Raw genomic sequence first — 18,447 nt, forward strand, 5'->3', positions numbered from 1 at the left:
AGCGGGGCTCCTTCATCGGGGCATTAATGATCATCATTTTTTCGGCTCCTCCATATTCAGCGGGAAGTGGCAGCTGAACTGATGACCTTTGAGCTTTTGCATCAGCGGGGTCTGCACGCACTGCTTCTGGGCATAGGGACAACGTGGCCCCAACCGGCAGCCGATGGGCAGGTGTTGCAGCGGGGGAATAATCCCGGGCAGGGTGTCGAGTCGTGACTTGTGACGCACCAGCTTGTCAAAGTCCGGGATCGATTTGAGCAGGGCGTCGGTATAGGGGTGGCGCGGGCTTTCCAGGATCTGCTCCCGGGTGCCCACCTCGACCATTTGACCGCAATACATGATGTTGATGGTATCGGTCAGGTTGGCGATGGCGGCGATGTCGTTACTGATGATCAGTATGGTGGTGTTACCCAGCTTGTTCATCTTGTCCAGCAGTCGCAGGATCTGGGAGTGAGTGGTCGATTCCATGGCGCTGGTGGGCTCGTCGGCCACCAGCAAGCGCGGTTTGTTGGCAATGGCCATGGCGATCATCACCTTTTGGCACATACCGTCAGAGAGCTCGTGGGGATAAGCGCTCATCACTTTGCGATGATCCTTGACCCCGACCCGGTGCAGCAGGGCGATGGCCTTCTTCTTGCGCCACTGGAAGCGTTGCCAGAACTTCCCTTCGTACGAATCGGTCGGGATCGCCTCTTCCAGCTGGGTGCCAATCTCTTCGGAAGGGTCGAGGCAACTGATGGGGTCTTGAAAGATCATGGCGATTTCGCGGCCCATGATACGGCGCCGCTCCTTGGGGGCCATGGTCAGCAGATCCATGTCGTTGAAGCGCATCCGGTCGGCGCGTACCGTCCAGTTGTCCTTCTCGATGCCGACGATCACCTTGGCGATCAGACTCTTGCCTGAGCCTGATTCACCCACCAGGCCACGGATCTCCCCCTCGGTCAGGGTCAGGCTCACCTTGTCTACCGCCTTGACCTTGCCCTGCGGGGTATCAATCTCGATGGTGAGATTACGAATATCGAGCAAGGGCATCAGCGGCGCTCCTCATTGCGGTGTGGCACAGGGGTTTGTATCAGCGCGATGCCGATAGAGTAAGTTTCGAACAAGGGCCTCATCAATCATTGCCCTCTTTGAGTGCTTCACGGATCCCTTCACCCACCACGTTGGTGACCAACACACTAAACAGGATGGCGATGCCCGGCAGAGTCACGGTCCAGGGGGCGAGGTAGATAAGATCGCTCGAATCCGCCAGCATGGCGCCCCATTCCGGCTGGGGTGACTGAGCGCCGAGGCCAAGAAAGCCTACCGCCGAGATATCGAGGATGGCCGCCGACAGGGTGCGGGTGGTTTGGGCCACCAGGGTCTCGACGATGTTGGGCAGAATCGCCAGGCGCATGATCCGGAAGGGAGGTGATCCATCAAGGCGGCTGGCGGTGATGTACTCCTTCTGCATTTCGGTGTGCACCGCATTATAGGTGGCGCGGATAAAGGGCGGGATCAACGCCAGGGTAATGGCAATCAGCGTATTGCCAAGGCCCGGTCCCAGGATCGCGACCATGATGATGGCCATCAGCAGGGAGGGGATGGAGAGCAGGGTATCGAGCAGGTGGTGTAGCACGCTCGATTTGAGCCCCTTGCTCATGCCGCCAAGGATGCCGATAGCAGAGCCCACCACCATGGCAATCACCACCACCACCAGCGCATAGCCAAAGGTGAGGCGAGCCCCTACCACCAGACGGGAGAGCATGTCGCGCCCCAGATCATCGGTGCCGAGAAAGTAGTCGATATTGCCGGTTGCCGCCCAGGAGGGGGCAAGCAACAAGTGCTCTGTATGCTGCTCATCGATACCGTAAGGGACCACCAGCGGCCCTACCAGGGTGATAAGCAGCAGCAGTAAAAAGCACCAGAGCCCTGCCATGGCGAGCGGGTTGCGGCTGTAGGAAGCCCACGTCTGCTCAAGGGGCGAGAGGATCTTGAGCTCGGGATAGATGTTCGATTTATCTTGCATAGGATACCTGACTCCTGGTCACGCCATGAGCGCGTTCAATCTTGTTTGGCATACAAATCTTTGCGCCGTGCCGGATAGATAAGGGTGGTCAGCAACTCGGTACTGACGCTGATCAGGATCACAAAACTGGCGACCACCAGGGTTGCACCGCGAATGGCGGCATAATCCTGCAGGGCGATGCTGCTGATGAGCCAGCGGCCGATCCCGTGCCACTCGAACACCACCTCGGTGATCATGGCGGAGGTGAGCACGCTGCCCAGTTGCAGACCCAGCAGCGGCAGCACCGGTGGCAGGGCATTTTTCAGGCCGTGGCGCCAGACGATCTGCCACTTGGAGAGGCCACGGCTCGCCGCCGCCTTGATGTAGTTTTGCTTCATCACATCGATGAGTGAACTGCGCACATGGCGGATCACCTCAGTGGTGGGCACCACCGCCAGCACCAGTGACGGGAGGATCAGGTGGCGCAGGGCATCATGCAGCGCCGCTTGCCGCCAGGGCTCGTTGCTGAGCAGCACATCGATCACCGCGATACCGGTGATCGACGGGACATCGTAGAGCAGGCTGAGTTGCCCCGAGGACGGCAACCAGCCGAGATCGAGTGAGAAGAGCATCACCGCCAGTAGCGCTAGCCAAAACACCGGCACCGCATAGCCGATGAGACCGGCCGTCATGATGGAGATATCCAGCGTCTTGCCTTGCGAGAGCGCGGCCAGGGTGCCGAGCGGAATACCCACCAGCAGCGAGATGGCAAAGGCGGCCAGACAGAGGATCAGGGTAGCCGGGAAATAGTGGCGGATCTCGTCCAGCACTGGCATGCCGGAGACGCTGGAGAGCCCCAGATCACCGGCGAAAATACGGCGCAGAAAGTCGGGATAACCGCTCCAGAAGCTGAGCTGATTGCCGATCAGCCGATAGTCCAGCAGATAGGCGACGAAGGTCAGCGCCAGCAGGGTGATGAGCAGCAGGTTGAGACGGCGCAAGGTGTATAAAAGCATGCTTACTCCCTGTGAGCCTGGTTGAAGGAGGTACCACCGAAGGGCATCAGCATCAGCCCCTCGATGTCGCTGCGGCTGACCTGAGTGCGCAAGGCGTGGGCCAGCGGAATAAGGGGCAGCTGTTCGTTGAGCAGGGTCTGGGCGTAATAGTAGTTGCGCAGCCGGAAGGCGAGTTGGGGCGTGGTCACCGCATCATCCAGCAGTTGATCGAAGGCCGGGCTGCACCAGCGGCTGTAGTTGTTGCCGCGCTCTACCGCAGAGCAGCTCAGCAGCTGGCGGAAGAAGTTATCAGGATCGGCGTTGTCGGCAATCCAGCCGGAGAGCAGGCTGTCGTACTGCCCCTGAGTAAGGCGACCTTCGATCACCTGCCACTCCCGTTGCACAATTTTGAGCTTGATGCCGACCTTGGCCAGATCACTGCGGATCAGCTGGGCCGTTTTGACCGCATCCGGGTTGTAGGGGCGGGCGTCCGGCTGCACCAGCACCTGCATCTCGAACCCATTCTCCAGTCCCGCCTCCTTGAGCAGCTGGCGCGCCCGTTTCAGATCAGGCTTGCGCTCGGGCAGGCTGGGATTGTAACCCCATGAGAGCGGTGGCAGCAGGCTGTTGGCCGGCAGACCGGTATCGAAATAGACCGCCTGCAACAGGTTGTCGATATTGATGGCGCTGGCAATGGCCTGACGCACCTTGATGTTGTTGAACGGCGGCTTGCGGGTATTGAGGGCTAAAAAGGCGACGTTCATCCCCGACTGGACCGAGAGGCTGAGGGCCGGGTGCTGCTTGATCACCGAGAGCTGGCTGGCAGACGGGGTGCTCATCACGTCACACTCGCCGGTCAACAGCTTGGCCAACCGCTTGGAGGATTTGGGGGCGATGTCGTAGACCAACTGTTCAATTTTGGCATCGCCGCCCCAGTAACCCGGATGGCGCAGATAGCGAATGAGCTCGTTGTGACGATACTCCTTGAAACTGAACGGGCCGGTGCCGATAGGGCGGGTGTCCAGCAGGGCTGGCGTGCCAGCCTTGAGCATCTGTTCGGCGTATTCGGCGGAGAGGATCACCGCATAGTCGCTGGCCAGGGTGGCGAGGAAGGAGGCGTTCGGTTGGTTCAACTCGAACACCACCGTCTGTGGCCCCTTCTTGCTCACCCGTTTGATCAGCAGATCTTGCCCCAGGCTGTAGAAGTAGGGGTAATCGCCACCAGAGACGTTGTGATAGGGGTGCTGTTCGTCAAGCTGGCGGGCATAGGTGAAGACCACGTCATCGGCATTGAAGGTGCGGGTGGGCTTGAACCAGGGGGTATGGTGAAAGGTCACCCCCTTGCGCAGAGTCAGGGTATAGGTGAGCCCATCTTCGCTGATACGCCAATCGGTGGCCAGTGCCGGTTCCAACGCCAGGGTGTTGGGGTTTACCTCCAGCAGGCGGTCGTAGAGCGGACGGGCAGTGGCATCTAGCGTCACCCCGGAGTTGGAAACATGGGGATTGAAGGAGAGGGGAGAGCCCTCAGCACAATAGATGAGTCCGGTTTTGGAGGCCTCGGGTTGCTTCTGGCAGCCGGTGACCAGCACCAGCAGGCCGAGTAGCAAGGGGGTGAGCATTCTCATTGTTGAACCATGTTCTTATACGATGTGGGTACGCACGTTTTGATACAAATGTGCCAGCGCGAAGGCTGGCGTGTTGCGGGAGCCGTCATAAATCGGACTCCTTTTGCTCTTGTTCTGCCTCGTTATCATCATTGAGCAGCTGATATTTGCGTAGCATGCCACGGAACTGGTGATAGCTTAGGGCCAGCAGTTGAGCGGCTTTGCGCTGATTATACTGGGATTGCTGCATCGCTTGCTTGAGTAAATTAATCTCGAACTCCGCCACCGCCTGTTTCAGCTCGAGCGGCAAGCTCATCGCCGTGGCGATTGGCGCCTCACCGGGCCCCTCTGGCAGCGGCGGGTTACTCTTGGCACCGGGGCGCCAGGGGGAATCAAACGGGTTGATCACCAGGGTCGAGAGCGGCAGTTGCGGATTGCCCTGACGGTAGATACTGCGCTCCACCACGTTTTTCAGCTCCCGCACGTTGCCCGGCCAGTGGTAATCCTGCAGCAGCTGGGTCGCCTTGCGGGAGAAACCGGCAAACAGCGGATAACCCAGCTCCCGGGTCATGCTGTGGGCGAAGTGCTCGGCCAGCATCAGGATATCTTCCCGCCGCTCCCGCAAGGGGGGGAGGGTGATCACATCAAACGCGAGCCGGTCGAGCAGATCGTGGCGAAACTGCCCCTTGTCCGCCAGCGCAGGGAGATCCTCGTTGGTGGCGCAGACCAGTCGCACATCCACCTTGAGGGGCTTGGCCCCACCCACTCGCTCAAATTCGCCATACTCGATGACCCGCAGCAGCTTCTCCTGCACCCGGGCGCTGGTGGTGGCCAGCTCGTCGAGGAACAGGGTGCCGCCATCGGCCCGCTCGAAACGCCCCTGATGGCGCTTGGCTGCACCGGTAAAAGAGCCCGCCTCGTGACCGAACAGCTCGGTCTCCAGCAGGCTCTCGCTCAAGGTGGCGCAGTTGATGGTGACAAAGCTTTGATCCCAGCGCGCCGAGAGATAATGTAGGCGGTGGGCGATCAGCTCCTTGCCCGTCCCCCGCTCACCGATGATCAGCACGGGTTTGCGCAGTGGGGCGAGCCGTGAGGTCTGCTCAATGATCTCGAGAAATGCGTTGGATTCCCCCAGCAGGCTTTCCGTGGCCGTGGTCATAGTGCTCCCTGTCGGTTGTTAAAGCTGGTCAATCTTACCAAAAGTTGGTGAATCTTATCATCACTTGCACCAGGCATCTTGTAATTCGCTCTTTCAGCCCCATATAAATCAACAAGTTAAATTTCATTCCAGATTGGCACACAAGTTGCCATTGTCAATGGAGAAACAACGCCATGCCAACAACAGGAGTGCAACCATGAGTATTTTTTCCCGTCTGGCCGACATCATCAATTCCAACCTGACGTCCCTGCTCGACAAGGCCGAAGATCCCCAGAAGATGGTGCGCCTGATCATCCAGGAGATGGAAGATGAGCTGGTCAAGGAGCGCTCCAATCTGGCCCGCTTCCTCGCCAGCCAGAAAGAGATTGGCCGTCAGGTCACCCGTCATCAGGAGCGGGTTGACGAGTGGCAGGCCAAGGCCGAACTGGCCCTGACTAAGGGTCGTGAAGATCTGGCCCGCGCTGCCCTTATCGAGAAGAAGAAACAGACCGAGTTGTCAGAGACCCTCTACCGCGAGCAGCAAGCGGTCGACAGTGGCATCGAGAAGCTGGGTGAGGAGATCCGCCAGCTCGAAGCCAAGCTGGAAGATGCCCGCGCTCGTCAAAAGGCGATGGCGATCCGCACCGAAGCGGCCAGCAGCCGTCTCAACGTGCAGAGCCAGGTAGCCCGTGGCGAGAGCCAGGCGGTGGTGAGCAAGTTCGAGCGGATGGAGCGTCGCATCGACGAAATGGAAGCCCGCGCCGATCTGGGTCAGTCCGACAAGGCACTGGCGCAGCAGTTTGCCGAGCTGGAAGTGGACGACCAGATCAGCCGCGAGCTGGAAGCGATGCGCCAGAAGCTGGGCCAGAGTGAACACAAAAGCGAAGGCAAACAGGGGGAGTAACAGATGGAAGATCTGCTGGGTGTATTGATGGTTCCCATGGTGGTCTTCATGGTGGTGGTGGCCCCCATCTGGCTGGTGCTGCACTACCGGGCCAAGGGGCGGATTGGCGCCGGTCTCGCCGATAGCGAGCGGGAACAACTGCAAGGGTTGCTCGGCCGTGCCGAGAAGATGCAGGAGCGAGTAGGGGCGCTTGAGTCGATTCTGGATGCAGAGGTTCCTGGTTGGAGGAACAAGGTATGAGCAGCGTCAATCGTGACGGGCGTAACCTGTACCGGGATCCCCAGCGCGGCAAGATAGCCGGAGTCTGTGCCGGTTTGGCAGAGTACTTCGGGGTGGAGACCTGGATCGTACGGCTGTTGGCCATCAGTGGCCTGATCTTCGCCGGTTTCATCACCTTCACCGCTTATATTGCGGCCTGGCTGCTGCTCGACAAGAAGCCGGTCACGCTTTATCAGCGCGAGGAGGCTGATTTTGCCGAGGTGCGGATGAAGGCACGCAGTTGGCAGGCGGGGGTCACCCCTCATCAGGCGCTGGGCCGTATTGCGCAGGAACTTGACGCGCTGGAGCCCAGAGTTCAGCGGATCGAGAAGTTGGTGACCTCCAAGGAGTTCACCCTGCAGCGGGAATTCAGCAAGCTGTAGTAGCCATCGTCAGTATTTATCGTCGATGGTGGAGCCTCCTGTGATGCTCCATCATTGACGCCACTCAGGCAGATTGACCATCCAGCGCGGATAGCCAGTTTGCCTTATCGCATGGCAGATCACGCCAGATGCAACACCAAGGGAGAACGGGTCAAGCCTTGATACTCAATAAACTGGAACAGAAGTTGACTCGCCTGCAACACAAGGCGAACGACGTGGTGAACCGGGTGCGGGATCGCCATATCCGGCTGGCGGTGACCGGCCTCTCTCGCAGCGGTAAAACCGCCTTTATCACGGCGATGGTCAACCAGCTGGAACACGCGGCCATCGATGGCCGTTTGCCGTTGTGGGATGCCCTGCGTCAGGGGCGCATTCTCGGTGCGCGCCGGGTGCCGCAGCTCAATGCCCACATTCCCACCTTTGCTTACGAGCGCGGCCTCGACTCCCTGTTTGGCGATCCACCGGCCTGGCCCGAACCCACCCGCGGCGTGGCCGAGGTGCGCCTCGAAATTCGCTATCGCACCCGCCACCCTCTGCGCAAGCATCTGGGGGAGATCTCCACCCTCTACGTGGATCTGGTGGACTACCCCGGGGAGTGGCTGCTTGACTTGCCGCTGCTTGAGATGAGCTACGAGCAGTGGAGCGAACAGGTGCGCGAGCAACTTCGTCGCCCCGAGCTGCGAGCGCTCGCCGCCAGCTGGCTGACACCGGAATGGCAAGCGACGCAATCTTTTGCCGAGCGACCGGTGGCAGAACTTGCCGAGCGCTACACCGCCTACCTGCACGCTTGCAAACAAGATCTGGGATTGCACCTGATCCAGCCCGGCCGCTTCGTCTTGCCGGGGGAGTATGCCGGTGCCCCCATGCTGCAGTTTGTCCCCTGGGTGTGGGAGATGCCCACCAGCGAGCCCGCCGATGGCACCCTCTACGCCACCCTCAAACAGCGTTTTGAGCAGTACAAACAGCATCTGGTGCAGGGTTTTTACGCGCAGCACTTTGCTGGCTTTGATCGCCAGATCGTGCTGGTGGATTGCCTGCAGCCTCTCAACGCCGGGGCGGCCAGCTTTGGCGACATGCAGCAGGCCATCGCCCGCATCATGGAGAGCTTTGCCTACGGCAAGAGCAACTGGTGGCGGCGACTCTTCTCGCCCCGTATCGACAAGCTGCTGTTTGTGGCGAGCAAGGCCGATCACGTCACCCCCGAACAGCACGCGCCCATGGTTTCGCTGCTGCAACATCTGGTGCGCAGTGGCCGTGGGCAGGCCCGTTTTGAGGGGATCACCACCGAGTGTCTGGCGCTGGCCGCCATCAAGGCGACCGAAGTGGGCAAGGGGGTGGCTAATGGCCGCGAGTTCCCCGCCATCCGTGGCACCAGTCTCGCGGGTGAGCCGCTGTTGCTGTTCCCGGGTGAAGTGCCGCCCCATATTCCCCCTGCGCAGTGGTGGAATAAACAGGGGGGGAACAATCAGGGCTTTGATTTTCAGGCGTTTCGCCCCCTGCCCATGAGCGCCCATCAGGCGTTGCCCCATATCCGGCTCGATGCGGCGCTGGAGTTTTTGCTCGGGGATCACCTCGAATAACGGTGTGCGGCCCGGTGTTGCCCTCAGTGGTGTACTTGATAGGCCGCACACAGGAGACTGTTTTCAGGAGAACAAGGCGATGAACGATCAGATAAAAGAGCGGCCACCGCTGCAGGGCAAGGTGATCCTTGAGCCTGCCTTGACGGTGGCCAGCGATGAGCGACCGCCCGCACCGGCCCAGCGGCTGGAGGAGGCGAGTTTCGAGCGCCTCGACGAGCTGGACGATTTCACCGAGGTGGAGAGTGCCCTCGTCAGCAAACCGCGCCGCCGCCGCCATCGGCTACTGGTGTGGGGGCTGGGGGCGGTCGGTCTGCTCTCGTTGGGCCAATATGGCGCCTTTCTTTACGATCAGTTTCTCACCACTCCGCTGTGGGGCAGCGCCTGGCTGGCGGCCTCGGCGTTGGTAGCGGCGGGCACCGCCAGCGTGGTGGGGCGCGAGTGGCTGCGCCTGCGCACCCTCAAGCGGCGCCAGGATGTGCGCTCGCGGGCAGAAGATCTGCTGGCCTATCAGGGAGTCGGCCAAGGGCAGGCCTTTTGCGAAGGGTTGGCGGTCAAAAGTGGCGACAAGGGGTGCGAGGGGTATCAAACCTGGCTGGCCCAGCTCGACGAGAGCCACAGCGATCGGGAGGTGTTGACCCTCTACAGTCAGCTGGTACTCGGCGAGCGCGACAAGCTGGCGCAGGCGCGGGTCGCCAAATGGTCGGGGGAGGCCGCGGTGCTGGTGGCGCTAAGCCCGCTCGCCACCGTCGACATGATGCTGATGCTGTGGCGCAACCTGCGGATGATCGAGGATATCGCCGATGTCTATGCCATCGAGCTTGGCTACTGGAGCCGGATTCGCCTCATTCGTCAGGTGTTTCGCAACATGCTCTACGCCGGAGCTACCGAGCTGGTGACCGAGGTGGGGATGGATCTGCTGGGGGCCGAGTTTGCCGCCAAGCTCTCTGCCCGCGCCGCACAAGGGGTTGGAGCCGGGCTGCTCACCGCCCGCCTGGGTCTGCGTACCATAGAGGCATGCCGCCCGCTGCCCTGGTGTGCGGACGAGAAACCCAAGCTTGGTGATCAACGCAAGCGGATCATCAGCCAGCTTGCGGGGTATCTCAACAAATCCTGATAGCTCTATCTGCACCTTGCTGCGATGACCCATGCCCCTGTTGTGCTCGCCAAGCCGCAGGGGCATGGTTTTAATCGGCAGATCATTGAGTTGGCAGCAGTGCCCGACTTTGGCGAGGCGCCCGTTTACGGTTAAGCTGGCAGTCAATCGTACCAATCACACCAATCGTACTAATCGGCAAGGATGCCCGATGAACTTTACCTTTCGCCAGATCCGTTATTTTGTGGCCGTGGCCGACAGCTTTTCAGTGAGTCGCGCCGCCGCCGAGCTGCATATCTCCCAGTCGGCGGTCACCAGCGCCATTCGCGAGCTGGAGACCGAACTGGGCGCTCCGCTATTCGAGCGCAATCCGCGCGGTGTCACCCTCACCACTCAGGGCCACCAGTTTTTGCTCCACGCCCGCCGTATTCTCGGTGCCATGACCGAGGCGAGCCACTCCCTCAAAGCGGTGGCCCAGCAGGATCAGGGGCGACTCACCATCGGCGTGACCACCCTGGTGGCGGGTTACTACCTCTCAGAGGCGCTTGGCCGCTTTCGCCGTGCCTTTCCGGCGGTACAGATCGAGGTGAAGGAGGATGAACAGCCTTTTCTGGAACACCAGATCGTCAACGGCGAGGTGGATGTGGGGATCCTGATGACCAACCGCACCATCCGGCAAGAGGCGTTTGATACCGAATTGCTGACCCGCTCGCCGCTGCGGCTCTGGCTGGCCGCCAACCACCCGCTCTGCGCCGAGTCGACCCTCTCCCTGACCGCGCTGGGGGAGGAGCCGATGATCTCGCTGACCGCCGATCAGCTCGATCAGATCATCGGGGGCGGCCTGCGCCGCTACGGCATCTCCCCCCGTATCGTGCTGCGCACCGCGTCGGTGGAGGCGGTGCGCAGTCTGGTCGCCAGCCAGCTCGGGGTTGCCCTGCTGCCCGATTTTGCCTATCGCCCCTGGTCGCTGGAACAGGAGCGGGTCGAGGCGCGCCCCATCAAGGAGCCCATTCCCGCTATCGATATCGGGCTGGTGTGGCGCCGTGGTTCTCGACTGGATTGGACGGCGCGGGAATTTATCGATATTGCGCGGGATCAGAGTCGGTTGCGGGCCCGTCAGGCGCTCCCTCGCTAGCCATATCTTGCGGGGTTGCCACTAAAATTCAGATTCATCTGCACTCGATATCGATTTAGCTGATACCTGAGCCACCAAAAATTGAAATATTCATCGTATTGCCACTCCCCTAAGCTCATAGCTGGTTAACGGAATGTTAACGCCCACGGCGGCGTTCCTTCACCTGATGCAAGTCAACACAATGCAAGGAGTGCATGATGAAATTGACCCCTCTGATGCTGGCTCTTGTTCCGGCGCTGCTGGCAGGCCAGATCCAGGCTGCCCCGACCGAGCTCGGCAAGGGTGAAGGCCAGCTCAATATCGTGGCCTGGGCTGGCTACGTCGAACGTGGCGAGACCGACAAGAACTATGACTGGGTGACCGGCTTCGAAAAAGAGACCGGCTGCAAGGTGAGCGTCAAGACGGCAGCCACCTCGGATGAGATGGTGGCGCTGATGAACGAGGGGGGCTTCGATCTGGTGACTGCCTCCGGCGATGCCAGCCTGCGCCTGATTGCCGGTGGCAAGGTGCAGCCGCTCAATCTGGCGCTCATCCCGAGCTACAGCAAGATTGATCCCCAGCTGCAAAATGCCCCCTGGCACACAGTGGATGGCAAACACTACGGCGTGCCTTACCAGTGGGGCGGCAATATCCTGATGTACAACACCAAGGTGTTCCCCAAGGCACCGGACTCCTGGAACGTGGTGTTCGAGGAGCAGACCCTGGCGGATGGCAAGTCCAACAAGGGGCGGGTGCAGGCCTTTGACGGCCCGATCCACATCGCCGATGCGGCCCTCTATCTGATGACCCACCAGCCCGCCCTTGGCATCAAGGATCCTTACGAGCTGAACGAGGATCAGTACAAGGCCTCCCTCGATCTGTTGCGCAAGCAGCGCCAGCTGGTGGGACGCTACTGGCATGATGCCTTCGTCCAGATCGATGACTTCAAGAACGAAGGTGTGGTCGCGTCAGGCTCCTGGCCATTCCAGGCCAATACCCTGATCGCCGACAAGCAACCCATCGCCACCACTGTGCCCAAGGAGGGGGTCACCGGTTGGGCCGATACCAGCATGGTGCACAGTGATGCCAAGAACCTCACCTGCGCTTACAAGTGGCTGGAGCACTCCCTGAACAACAAGCTGCAGGGGGATCTCGCCTCCTGGTTTGGCTCGGTGCCTGTGGTGCCTGCCGCCTGCGAGGGCAATGCCCTGCTGGGCCCGACCGGGTGCAAAACCAACGGTATCGACAACTTCGATCGGGTTCGCTTCTGGCGTACCCCGGTCTCCCAGTGCAAGAGCCAGGGAACTTGCGTGCCCTATTACCGCTGGGTCTCCGACTATATCGCCATTCTGGGCGGTCGCTGAGGCGGGGTGAGCAGCGCCTCCTCTGCACAACCGCCCAAACAGGATAATCAAGCGGGCCGGACAGGAGTCCGGCCCATCCCAGCACAGACAAGGACGTCCCATGAACGCCGTACAATTTGACCGGGTCAGTCGCCACTATGGCGAGGTGAAGGCGGTCGATGACATCTCTTTCCAGATCCCCTCCGGGGAATTCTTTACCCTGCTGGGGCCAAGCGGTTCCGGCAAGACCACCTGCCTGCGGATGATCGCAGGCTTCGAGTACCCGAGCGAGGGTGAGATCCGCCTGTTCGGCGAACCCTGCTCCACCGTGCCGCCCTATGATCGCAACCTCAATACCGTGTTTCAGGACTATGCCCTGTTTCCCAACATGGATGTGCGCGACAACATCGGCTATGGCCTGATGCTCAAGGGGGTCGCCAAGGCGGAGCGCTACCGCAAGGTGGACGAGATGCTGGAGCTGGTGCGATTGCCCGGGGTAGGCAAGCGCCGCCCGAGCCAGCTCTCCGGCGGCCAGCGCCAGCGTATCGCCATCGCCCGGGCCCTTATCAACCAGCCGCGCATCCTGCTGCTGGATGAGCCGCTGGGGGCCCTCGATCTCAAGCTGCGCGAGCAGATGCAGCTTGAGCTCAAGGCGCTGCAACGCCAGCTTGGCATCACCTTTATCTTCGTCACCCACGATCAGCAGGAGGCGCTCTCCATGAGCGACCGGATCTGCATCTTCAGTCAGGGCAAGATCGAGCAGATCGCCGCCCCCGATACCATCTACGACGCTCCGGCGACGCCGTTTGTGGCCCGCTTTGTTGGCACCGTCAATCTGTTCGAAGGGGATCAGGCCAGACGGCTGTGTGGTGACGGCAGCCAGATGATGGTGCGCCCGGAACGGATCCGGCTCAGTGAGGCGGGCACCCCGGGCTGGTCGGGGGAGATCCGCGAGGTGGAGTATCTGGGCCCCTTTGTCCGTTATCGGGTCGATCTCGGGGAGCAGCTCGAGATCATCGTCAACCACCCCAATGAGGGGCAGGCACGTCTGGCGCGTGGCAGCAGGGTCAGTCTCAGCTGGCCGGAGCAGGCCATCCATCGCCTGAGCGCCGCCCAGCAAGGGGCGCAGCCATGAGTGCCCCTCACAGTGCGAGTCTTGCCATGAACCATCAGCCCGAACCTGCCCGTTTCAGGCCGCTGCGGCGCCTCTCGACCCTGCTCTATGGTCGACCTGGCCTGCTGCTGGCGATCCTGCTGGGGCCGCCGCTGTTGTGGCTCGGCATCATCTATGTCGGCTCCTTGCTGATGTTGCTCTCCAACTCCCTGTTCGGGCTGGACGAGTTTAGCGGTCAGGTGCGCCATGAGCTGGGGCTGCAAAACTTCGTCGCCCTGCTGCGGCCTGAGAATCTGGATGTGATCGGCCGTACCGTCGGCATGTCGCTGCTGGTGACCCTGGCCTGTGCCCTGCTCGGTTTTCCGGTTGCTTACTACATGGCGCGCTACACCAGTGGCAAGACCCGGGCGCTGTTCTATGTGGGGATCATGCTGCCGCTCTGGTCCAGCTATCTGGTGCGGGTCTATGCCTGGAAGCTGATTTTGGCCAAAGAGGGGGTAGTGAGCTGGCTGGCCGACAGCATGGGGTTGGAGTGGCTGCTCGATGCCATCCTCTCCCTGCCGGTGATAGGTGGCCCGTCGCTCTCCTTCTCGCGGCTTGGCACCTTTATCGTGTTCGTCTATGTCTGGCTGCCCTTCATGATCCTGCCCATTCAGGCGGCGGTGGAGCGTATTCCGCGATCCCTGCTGGAGGCGAGCAGTGATCTGGGGGCAACACCCGCCCAGACCTTTCGCAACCTGATCCTGCCGCTGGCGTTGCCCGGTGTGGTGGCGGGCTCCATCTTCACCTTTTCGCTGACCCTCGGCGATTACATCATCCCCGGCATCATTGGCAACTCGACCATGTATATCGGTCAGGTGGTCTACATGCAGCAGGGAACTGCGGGCAACCTGCCCTTCGCCGCCGCCTTCTCGCTGGTGCCAATCCTCATCATCGCCATCTATCTGGCGATTGCGAAACGACTGGGGGCTTTTGATGCGCTTTGACCCTATCGCTCTGAACCGGCAGCAAGGAGGCCGTCATGTCAGCTAGCTCAGTGATCAGTCAGGGACCGCGCCCTTCGGGCCTGCTCAAGTACGCCGCCATCGGCGGGCTCTTGTTCCTGCACTTTCCCATTCTGTTTATCTTCCTCTACGCCTTCACCAGCGAGAGCAAGAGTTATCAGTTTCCGCCTCCCGGGCTCACCCTCAAGTGGTTCGAGGTGACCCTCAATCGCCCCGATGTGTGGCGTGCCATCCAGTTGTCGCTGGAGGTAGCGGGACTGGTGACGCTGGCAGCCATGATCCTCGGCACTCTGGCGGCAGGGGCCATTGCCCGCAGCCGCTTCTTCGGTCAGGAGGTGGTGTCGCTCTTGCTGGTGCTGCCCATCGCGCTGCCCGGCATCGTCACTGGTATCGCGCTGCGCTCGGCCTACGGCTTGATGGAGATCCCGTTCAGCTTCTGGACCATCGTTATCGGCCACGCCACCTTCTGTGTGGTGGTGGTCTACAACAATGCGCTGGCCCGTTTTCGCCGCACCAACCAGAGCCTCATCGAGGCGTCGATGGATCTCGGGGCCGATGGCTTTCAGACCCTGCGCTACGTGATCCTGCCCAATCTGGCCACGGCGCTGCTGGCGGGGGGCATGCTGGCCTTTGCCCTGAGCTTTGACGAAGTGATCGTCACCACCTTCACGGCGGGCCAGCAGACCACCCTGCCCATCTGGATGTATCAGGAGCTGATCCGTCCCCGAGACAGGCCGGTCACCAACGTGGTGGCCCTCATCATAGTGGCCTTCACCACTATCCCCATTTTGCTTGCCTACTACCTTACTCGCGACACCCATGATGTCGCTGGCAGTGGCAAATGATGACTCAACGCGTGCGCAAGGATGCAACCATGAAACTCTCTACCCAACTCTTGATTGATGGCCAGTTTGTGACCGGCGAGGGGCAGGCCGAACCCATTCTCAACCCGGCCAACGGCGAGCAGATCGCCGCCGTACCCGAAGCCTCGTTCGAGCAGGTGAACCGAGCGGTGAACGGTGCCCAGCGGGCCTTCGCCCAGTGGAGCCGCACCACCCCGGCCCAGCGCAGCAACCTGCTGCTGCGTCTGGCGGATCTCATCGAGCGCCACGCTGAGGAGTTTGCGGCGCTGGAATCCCTCAACTGCGGCAAACCCTATCTGGCGGTGCTCAACGACGAGCTGCCTGCGGTGGTGGACTGCTTCCGCTTCTTTGCCGGGGCTGCCCGTTGCCTGCAAGGGCCGCTGGCGGGGGAGTATATCGAGGGGCACACCAGCATGATCCGCCGCGATCCCATCGGGGTGGTGGGCAGTATCGCCCCCTGGAACTACCCGCTGATGATGGCGGCCTGGAAGATGGCGCCGGTGCTGGCGGCGGGCAATACGGTGGTGCTCAAACCCTCCGAGCAGACCCCGCTCACCGCTTTGCGCCTTGCCGAGCTGGCCAGCGAGGTCTTCCCCCGCGGCGTCATCAACGTCATCTGCGGGCGGGGCGAGAGTGTGGGGGCACCGCTGGTGGAGCACCCGCTGGTGCGGATGGTGTCGCTCACCGGCGATATCGCCACCGGCCAGAAGATACTGCAGAGCGCCGCCCGCACCATGAAGCGCACCCACCTTGAGCTGGGGGGCAAGGCGCCGGTGATCATCTTCGACGATGCGGATCTGGAGGCGGTGGTGGCGGGTATTCGCACCTTCGGTTTCTACAATGCAGGGCAAGATTGCACCGCTGCCTGCCGTATCTATGCCCAGGGCAAGATCTACGACAAGTTCGTCGCGGCCATGACCGATGCGGTGGCCTCCATCAAGGTGGGCAGCCAGTACGAGGAGGGGGTCGAGATGGGGCCGCTCATCTCGGACAGGCAGCGCAACCGGGTTGCCAGCTTTGTCGAGCGGGCCCAGAGCAGCGGTCATGTGGAGGTGACGGCGGGGGGCAAGATCCGTCCCGGCAACGGCTTCTTCTTCGAGCCGACCCTGATTGTCGGGGCCCGTCAGGAGGATGAGATCGTGCGGCGCGAGGTGTTTGGCCCCGTGGTGTCGGTGACCCGTTTCAACGATGCCGAGCAGGTGGTGCAGTGGGCCAACGACTCGGACTATGGTCTGGCCTCGTCGGTCTGGACCAAGGATTTGAGCCTCGCCAGCAAGGTGGCCAGCCACCTGCAATATGGCTGCACCTGGATCAATACCCACTTCATGCTCACCTCCGAGATGCCTCACGGCGGCATGAAGATGTCGGGTTACGGCAAGGATCTCTCCCTCTATGCGCTGGAGGATTACACGGTGCCGCGCCATATCATGGTCAAGCTGTAGTGGGTATTGGTTAGCTGGTTGTCACAATTTATTTACAACTGTTTCAGGCAGCCGACTCATGGGTCGGCTGCTTTTTTTGTTGCCATTTCGTTACAGTGAAGCGGTGATGAAACGGCAAGGCGCCTGGATGTGGCGCCAGAGGATGGAACCGCTATGGCAACCTTTTACACCGCACACCAGCCGGATGCTGACGGGGTGATCCACTACTGCAACGAGGAGCATGGCACTTGGCAGATCCTGATCGAGCGCCAGTTGGCGGCGCTTGAGGGCAAGGGGTGTGATGAGTATCTGGCGGGCCTTGCCAGGCTGGCTCTGCCCCGTGATCGCATCCCCCAGTTGGCCGAGATCAACGCCATCTTGCAGCCTGCGACCGGCTGGGCGGTGGCGGCGGTGCCTGCGCTTATCTCGTTCGATCGCTTCTTCGCCCTGCTGGCCAATCGCCAGTTTCCGGTGGCGACCTTTATCCGGCGCCGGGACGAGCTCGACTATCTGCAAGAGCCCGATATCTTTCACGAGATCTTCGGTCACTGCGCCATGTTGACCAATCCGGCCTTTGCCCACTTTACTCACCTCTACGGCCAGTTGGGGCAACAGGCGAGCAAGGAGCAGCGGGTTTTTCTGGCGCGGCTCTACTGGTTCACCGTGGAGTTTGGCCTGCTGGCGACGCCGGATGGGCTGCGTATCTACGGCGGTGGCATTCTCTCCTCCATCGGTGAGACTGTCTATGCCCTCTGTGGCAAGCCGCTGCTGCAACCCTTCGATCTGCTGACCGTGCTGCGCACCCCGTATCGTATCGACATCATGCAGCCCACCTATTTTGTGCTACCGAGTCTCGCGCACCTCTACCAGCTGACAGGGGAGGAGATCATGGCTGCTCTGGCGGAGGCCAGTCGGCTTGGCCTCTATCCGCCGCGCTTTGAGCCTGTCTCAGGCAAGCAGGCGAGCTGACCAAAAGCAAACAACCCGATTTCATATTCATTAATTTTTCATTAATTCAAGCAGGAGTAACCCATGTCCGAACTGGCCAGTCAGCAGTGTGAAGCGTGCCGCGCCGATGCCCCCAAGGTGAGCGATGAGGAGCTGCGCGAGCTGATGCAACGTATCCCCGACTGGCAGCCGCTGGTGGTGGAGGGGGCGCTGCAACTGCGGCGGGAATTTTCTTTTCGCAACTTCAAGGAGGCGCTGGCGTTTACCAACCGTCTGGGGGAGCTGGCGGAGACGGAGTTTCACCACCCCGCCATCCTGACCGAGTGGGGTAAGGTGACCGTCAGCTGGTGGACTCACAAGATTGGCGGATTACACCGCAACGACTTCATCATGGCTGCCCGTACCGACCAATTGCCCAGATAAGTTGAGAGCGGGTTGAGGCTGAGTATCCCCCTTCCTGCATTTCTGACCGAGTGGGGTAAGGTGACCGTCAGCTGGTGGACCCACAAGATTGGCGGTTTACATCGCAACGACTTCATTATGGCGGTGCGTACCGATCAATTAATCAGCTGACGGTGTGCGCAAACCGTGACACATGCTGGCTTGGGCCTGCCTGCGAAAGCAGCGTAGGCCCGCATTTTTATGGGCTGGCGCTCGCACTGGGGGGATCGAGACTGTATTATCCGCTCATTCATAGA

The 18,447-nt window shown here is 61.0% G+C and carries 17 protein-coding genes and 1 pseudogene; 13 read left to right on the top strand and 5 right to left on the bottom strand.

What is annotated here, in order from left to right:
• Window positions 1-33: 33 nt before the first annotated feature.
• The 5 genes from CF137_RS06710 to pspF all read right to left on the bottom strand — a co-directional run bounded on the left by CF137_RS06710 (window position 34) and on the right by pspF (window position 5,745).
• Complete coding sequence (locus CF137_RS06710; RefSeq protein ID WP_101325025.1) at window positions 34-1,032, bottom strand: peptide ABC transporter ATP-binding protein; 999 nt, start codon at window positions 1,030-1,032, stop codon at window positions 34-36.
• An 82-nt stretch (window positions 1,033-1,114) separates the two neighbouring features.
• Window positions 1,115-2,008, bottom strand: coding sequence for an ABC transporter permease subunit (locus CF137_RS06715; RefSeq protein ID WP_139692829.1), 894 nt, complete (start codon window positions 2,006-2,008; stop codon window positions 1,115-1,117).
• A gap of 35 nt (window positions 2,009-2,043) precedes the next feature.
• A complete protein-coding gene (locus tag CF137_RS06720) occupies window positions 2,044-3,003 on the bottom strand; it encodes an ABC transporter permease (protein ID WP_139718459.1) in 960 nt (319 codons plus the stop codon).
• 2 nt (window positions 3,004-3,005) lie between these two features.
• Window positions 3,006-4,601 carry an ABC transporter substrate-binding protein SapA gene (sapA, locus tag CF137_RS06725; RefSeq protein WP_162515879.1) on the bottom strand — a complete coding sequence of 532 codons (1,596 nt, stop codon included), beginning with the start codon at window positions 4,599-4,601 and terminating at the stop codon, window positions 3,006-3,008.
• Between the two features lie 91 nt (window positions 4,602-4,692).
• Entirely contained in the window at window positions 4,693-5,745 is a 1,053-nt protein-coding gene (pspF, locus tag CF137_RS06730; RefSeq protein WP_139718460.1) for a phage shock protein operon transcriptional activator, read from the bottom strand.
• 196 nt (window positions 5,746-5,941) lie between these two features.
• On the opposite strand from pspF, the gene pspA reads away from it, so the two are divergent.
• The 13 genes and pseudogenes from pspA to CF137_RS06795 all read left to right on the top strand — a co-directional run.
• The gene (pspA, locus tag CF137_RS06735) at window positions 5,942-6,628 is read left to right on the top strand and encodes a phage shock protein PspA (RefSeq protein ID WP_042022411.1); all 687 of its coding nucleotides are present in this window, start codon (window positions 5,942-5,944) and stop codon (window positions 6,626-6,628) included.
• 3 nt (window positions 6,629-6,631) lie between these two features.
• Complete coding sequence (gene pspB / locus CF137_RS06740; RefSeq protein ID WP_042022412.1) at window positions 6,632-6,868, top strand: envelope stress response membrane protein PspB; 237 nt, start codon at window positions 6,632-6,634, stop codon at window positions 6,866-6,868.
• Entirely contained in the window at window positions 6,865-7,269 is a 405-nt protein-coding gene (gene pspC / locus CF137_RS06745) for an envelope stress response membrane protein PspC (RefSeq protein ID WP_139718461.1), read from the top strand. The genes pspB and pspC overlap by 4 nt, the downstream gene beginning before the upstream one ends.
• Before the next feature lie 158 nt (window positions 7,270-7,427).
• Window positions 7,428-8,849, top strand: coding sequence for a YcjX family GTP-binding protein (locus CF137_RS06750; RefSeq protein WP_162515876.1), 1,422 nt, complete (start codon window positions 7,428-7,430; stop codon window positions 8,847-8,849).
• Between the two features lie 79 nt (window positions 8,850-8,928).
• Window positions 8,929-9,963: a YcjF family protein gene (locus CF137_RS06755; RefSeq protein WP_139718463.1), complete on the top strand. Its 1,035-nt coding sequence runs from the start codon at window positions 8,929-8,931 to the stop codon at window positions 9,961-9,963.
• Between the two features lie 190 nt (window positions 9,964-10,153).
• Window positions 10,154-11,077: a LysR family transcriptional regulator gene (locus CF137_RS06760; RefSeq protein ID WP_005346246.1), complete on the top strand. Its 924-nt coding sequence runs from the start codon at window positions 10,154-10,156 to the stop codon at window positions 11,075-11,077.
• A gap of 197 nt (window positions 11,078-11,274) precedes the next feature.
• Complete coding sequence (locus CF137_RS06765; RefSeq protein WP_139718464.1) at window positions 11,275-12,420, top strand: ABC transporter substrate-binding protein; 1,146 nt, start codon at window positions 11,275-11,277, stop codon at window positions 12,418-12,420.
• Window positions 12,421-12,520: 100 nt separating this feature from the next.
• Window positions 12,521-13,534, top strand: a complete 1,014-nt coding sequence (locus CF137_RS06770; RefSeq protein ID WP_139718465.1) for an ABC transporter ATP-binding protein — start codon at window positions 12,521-12,523, stop codon at window positions 13,532-13,534.
• On the top strand, window positions 13,531-14,499 hold the full coding sequence (locus CF137_RS06775) for an ABC transporter permease (protein ID WP_005346227.1): 969 nt from the start codon (window positions 13,531-13,533) through the stop codon (window positions 14,497-14,499). Before CF137_RS06770 ends, CF137_RS06775 begins: the two co-directional genes overlap by 4 nt.
• Before the next feature lie 35 nt (window positions 14,500-14,534).
• Window positions 14,535-15,362 carry an ABC transporter permease gene (locus CF137_RS06780; protein ID WP_139718466.1) on the top strand — a complete coding sequence of 276 codons (828 nt, stop codon included), beginning with the start codon at window positions 14,535-14,537 and terminating at the stop codon, window positions 15,360-15,362.
• Window positions 15,363-15,391: 29 nt separating this feature from the next.
• Complete coding sequence (locus CF137_RS06785; protein ID WP_098969218.1) at window positions 15,392-16,822, top strand: gamma-aminobutyraldehyde dehydrogenase; 1,431 nt, start codon at window positions 15,392-15,394, stop codon at window positions 16,820-16,822.
• 153 nt (window positions 16,823-16,975) lie between these two features.
• Window positions 16,976-17,770, top strand: a complete 795-nt coding sequence (gene phhA, locus CF137_RS06790; RefSeq protein WP_139718467.1) for a phenylalanine 4-monooxygenase — start codon at window positions 16,976-16,978, stop codon at window positions 17,768-17,770.
• Between the two features lie 63 nt (window positions 17,771-17,833).
• Window positions 17,834-18,316, top strand: a pseudogene (locus tag CF137_RS06795) (4a-hydroxytetrahydrobiopterin dehydratase); the annotation flags it as partial.
• Between the last annotated feature and the right edge of the window lie 131 nt (window positions 18,317-18,447).

Source organism: Aeromonas sobria, assembly GCF_006243315.1.
GTDB lineage: Bacteria > Pseudomonadota > Gammaproteobacteria > Enterobacterales > Aeromonadaceae > Aeromonas > Aeromonas sobria_A.

Bases quoted from the DNA above. Each gene is read 5' to 3' on its own strand.
- phhA (WP_139718467.1), top strand. From the start codon at position 16,976: ATGGCAACCTTTTACACCGCACACCAGCCGGATGCTGACGGGGTGATC.
- CF137_RS06765 (WP_139718464.1), top strand. From the start codon at position 11,275: ATGAAATTGACCCCTCTGATGCTGGCTCTTGTTCCGGCGCTGCTGGCA.
- CF137_RS06720 (WP_139718459.1), bottom strand. From the start codon at position 3,003: ATGCTTTTATACACCTTGCGCCGTCTCAACCTGCTGCTCATCACCCTG.
- CF137_RS06710 (WP_101325025.1), bottom strand. From the start codon at position 1,032: ATGCCCTTGCTCGATATTCGTAATCTCACCATCGAGATTGATACCCCG.
- CF137_RS06715 (WP_139692829.1), bottom strand. From the start codon at position 2,008: ATGCAAGATAAATCGAACATCTATCCCGAGCTCAAGATCCTCTCGCCC.
- CF137_RS06770 (WP_139718465.1), top strand. From the start codon at position 12,521: ATGAACGCCGTACAATTTGACCGGGTCAGTCGCCACTATGGCGAGGTG.
- CF137_RS06785 (WP_098969218.1), top strand. From the start codon at position 15,392: ATGAAACTCTCTACCCAACTCTTGATTGATGGCCAGTTTGTGACCGGC.
- pspB (WP_042022412.1), top strand. From the start codon at position 6,632: ATGGAAGATCTGCTGGGTGTATTGATGGTTCCCATGGTGGTCTTCATG.
- pspF (WP_139718460.1), bottom strand. From the start codon at position 5,745: ATGACCACGGCCACGGAAAGCCTGCTGGGGGAATCCAACGCATTTCTC.
- CF137_RS06780 (WP_139718466.1), top strand. From the start codon at position 14,535: ATGTCAGCTAGCTCAGTGATCAGTCAGGGACCGCGCCCTTCGGGCCTG.
- CF137_RS06755 (WP_139718463.1), top strand. From the start codon at position 8,929: ATGAACGATCAGATAAAAGAGCGGCCACCGCTGCAGGGCAAGGTGATC.
- sapA (WP_162515879.1), bottom strand. From the start codon at position 4,601: ATGCTCACCCCCTTGCTACTCGGCCTGCTGGTGCTGGTCACCGGCTGC.
- pspC (WP_139718461.1), top strand. From the start codon at position 6,865: ATGAGCAGCGTCAATCGTGACGGGCGTAACCTGTACCGGGATCCCCAG.
- CF137_RS06760 (WP_005346246.1), top strand. From the start codon at position 10,154: ATGAACTTTACCTTTCGCCAGATCCGTTATTTTGTGGCCGTGGCCGAC.
- CF137_RS06775 (WP_005346227.1), top strand. From the start codon at position 13,531: ATGAGTGCCCCTCACAGTGCGAGTCTTGCCATGAACCATCAGCCCGAA.
- pspA (WP_042022411.1), top strand. From the start codon at position 5,942: ATGAGTATTTTTTCCCGTCTGGCCGACATCATCAATTCCAACCTGACG.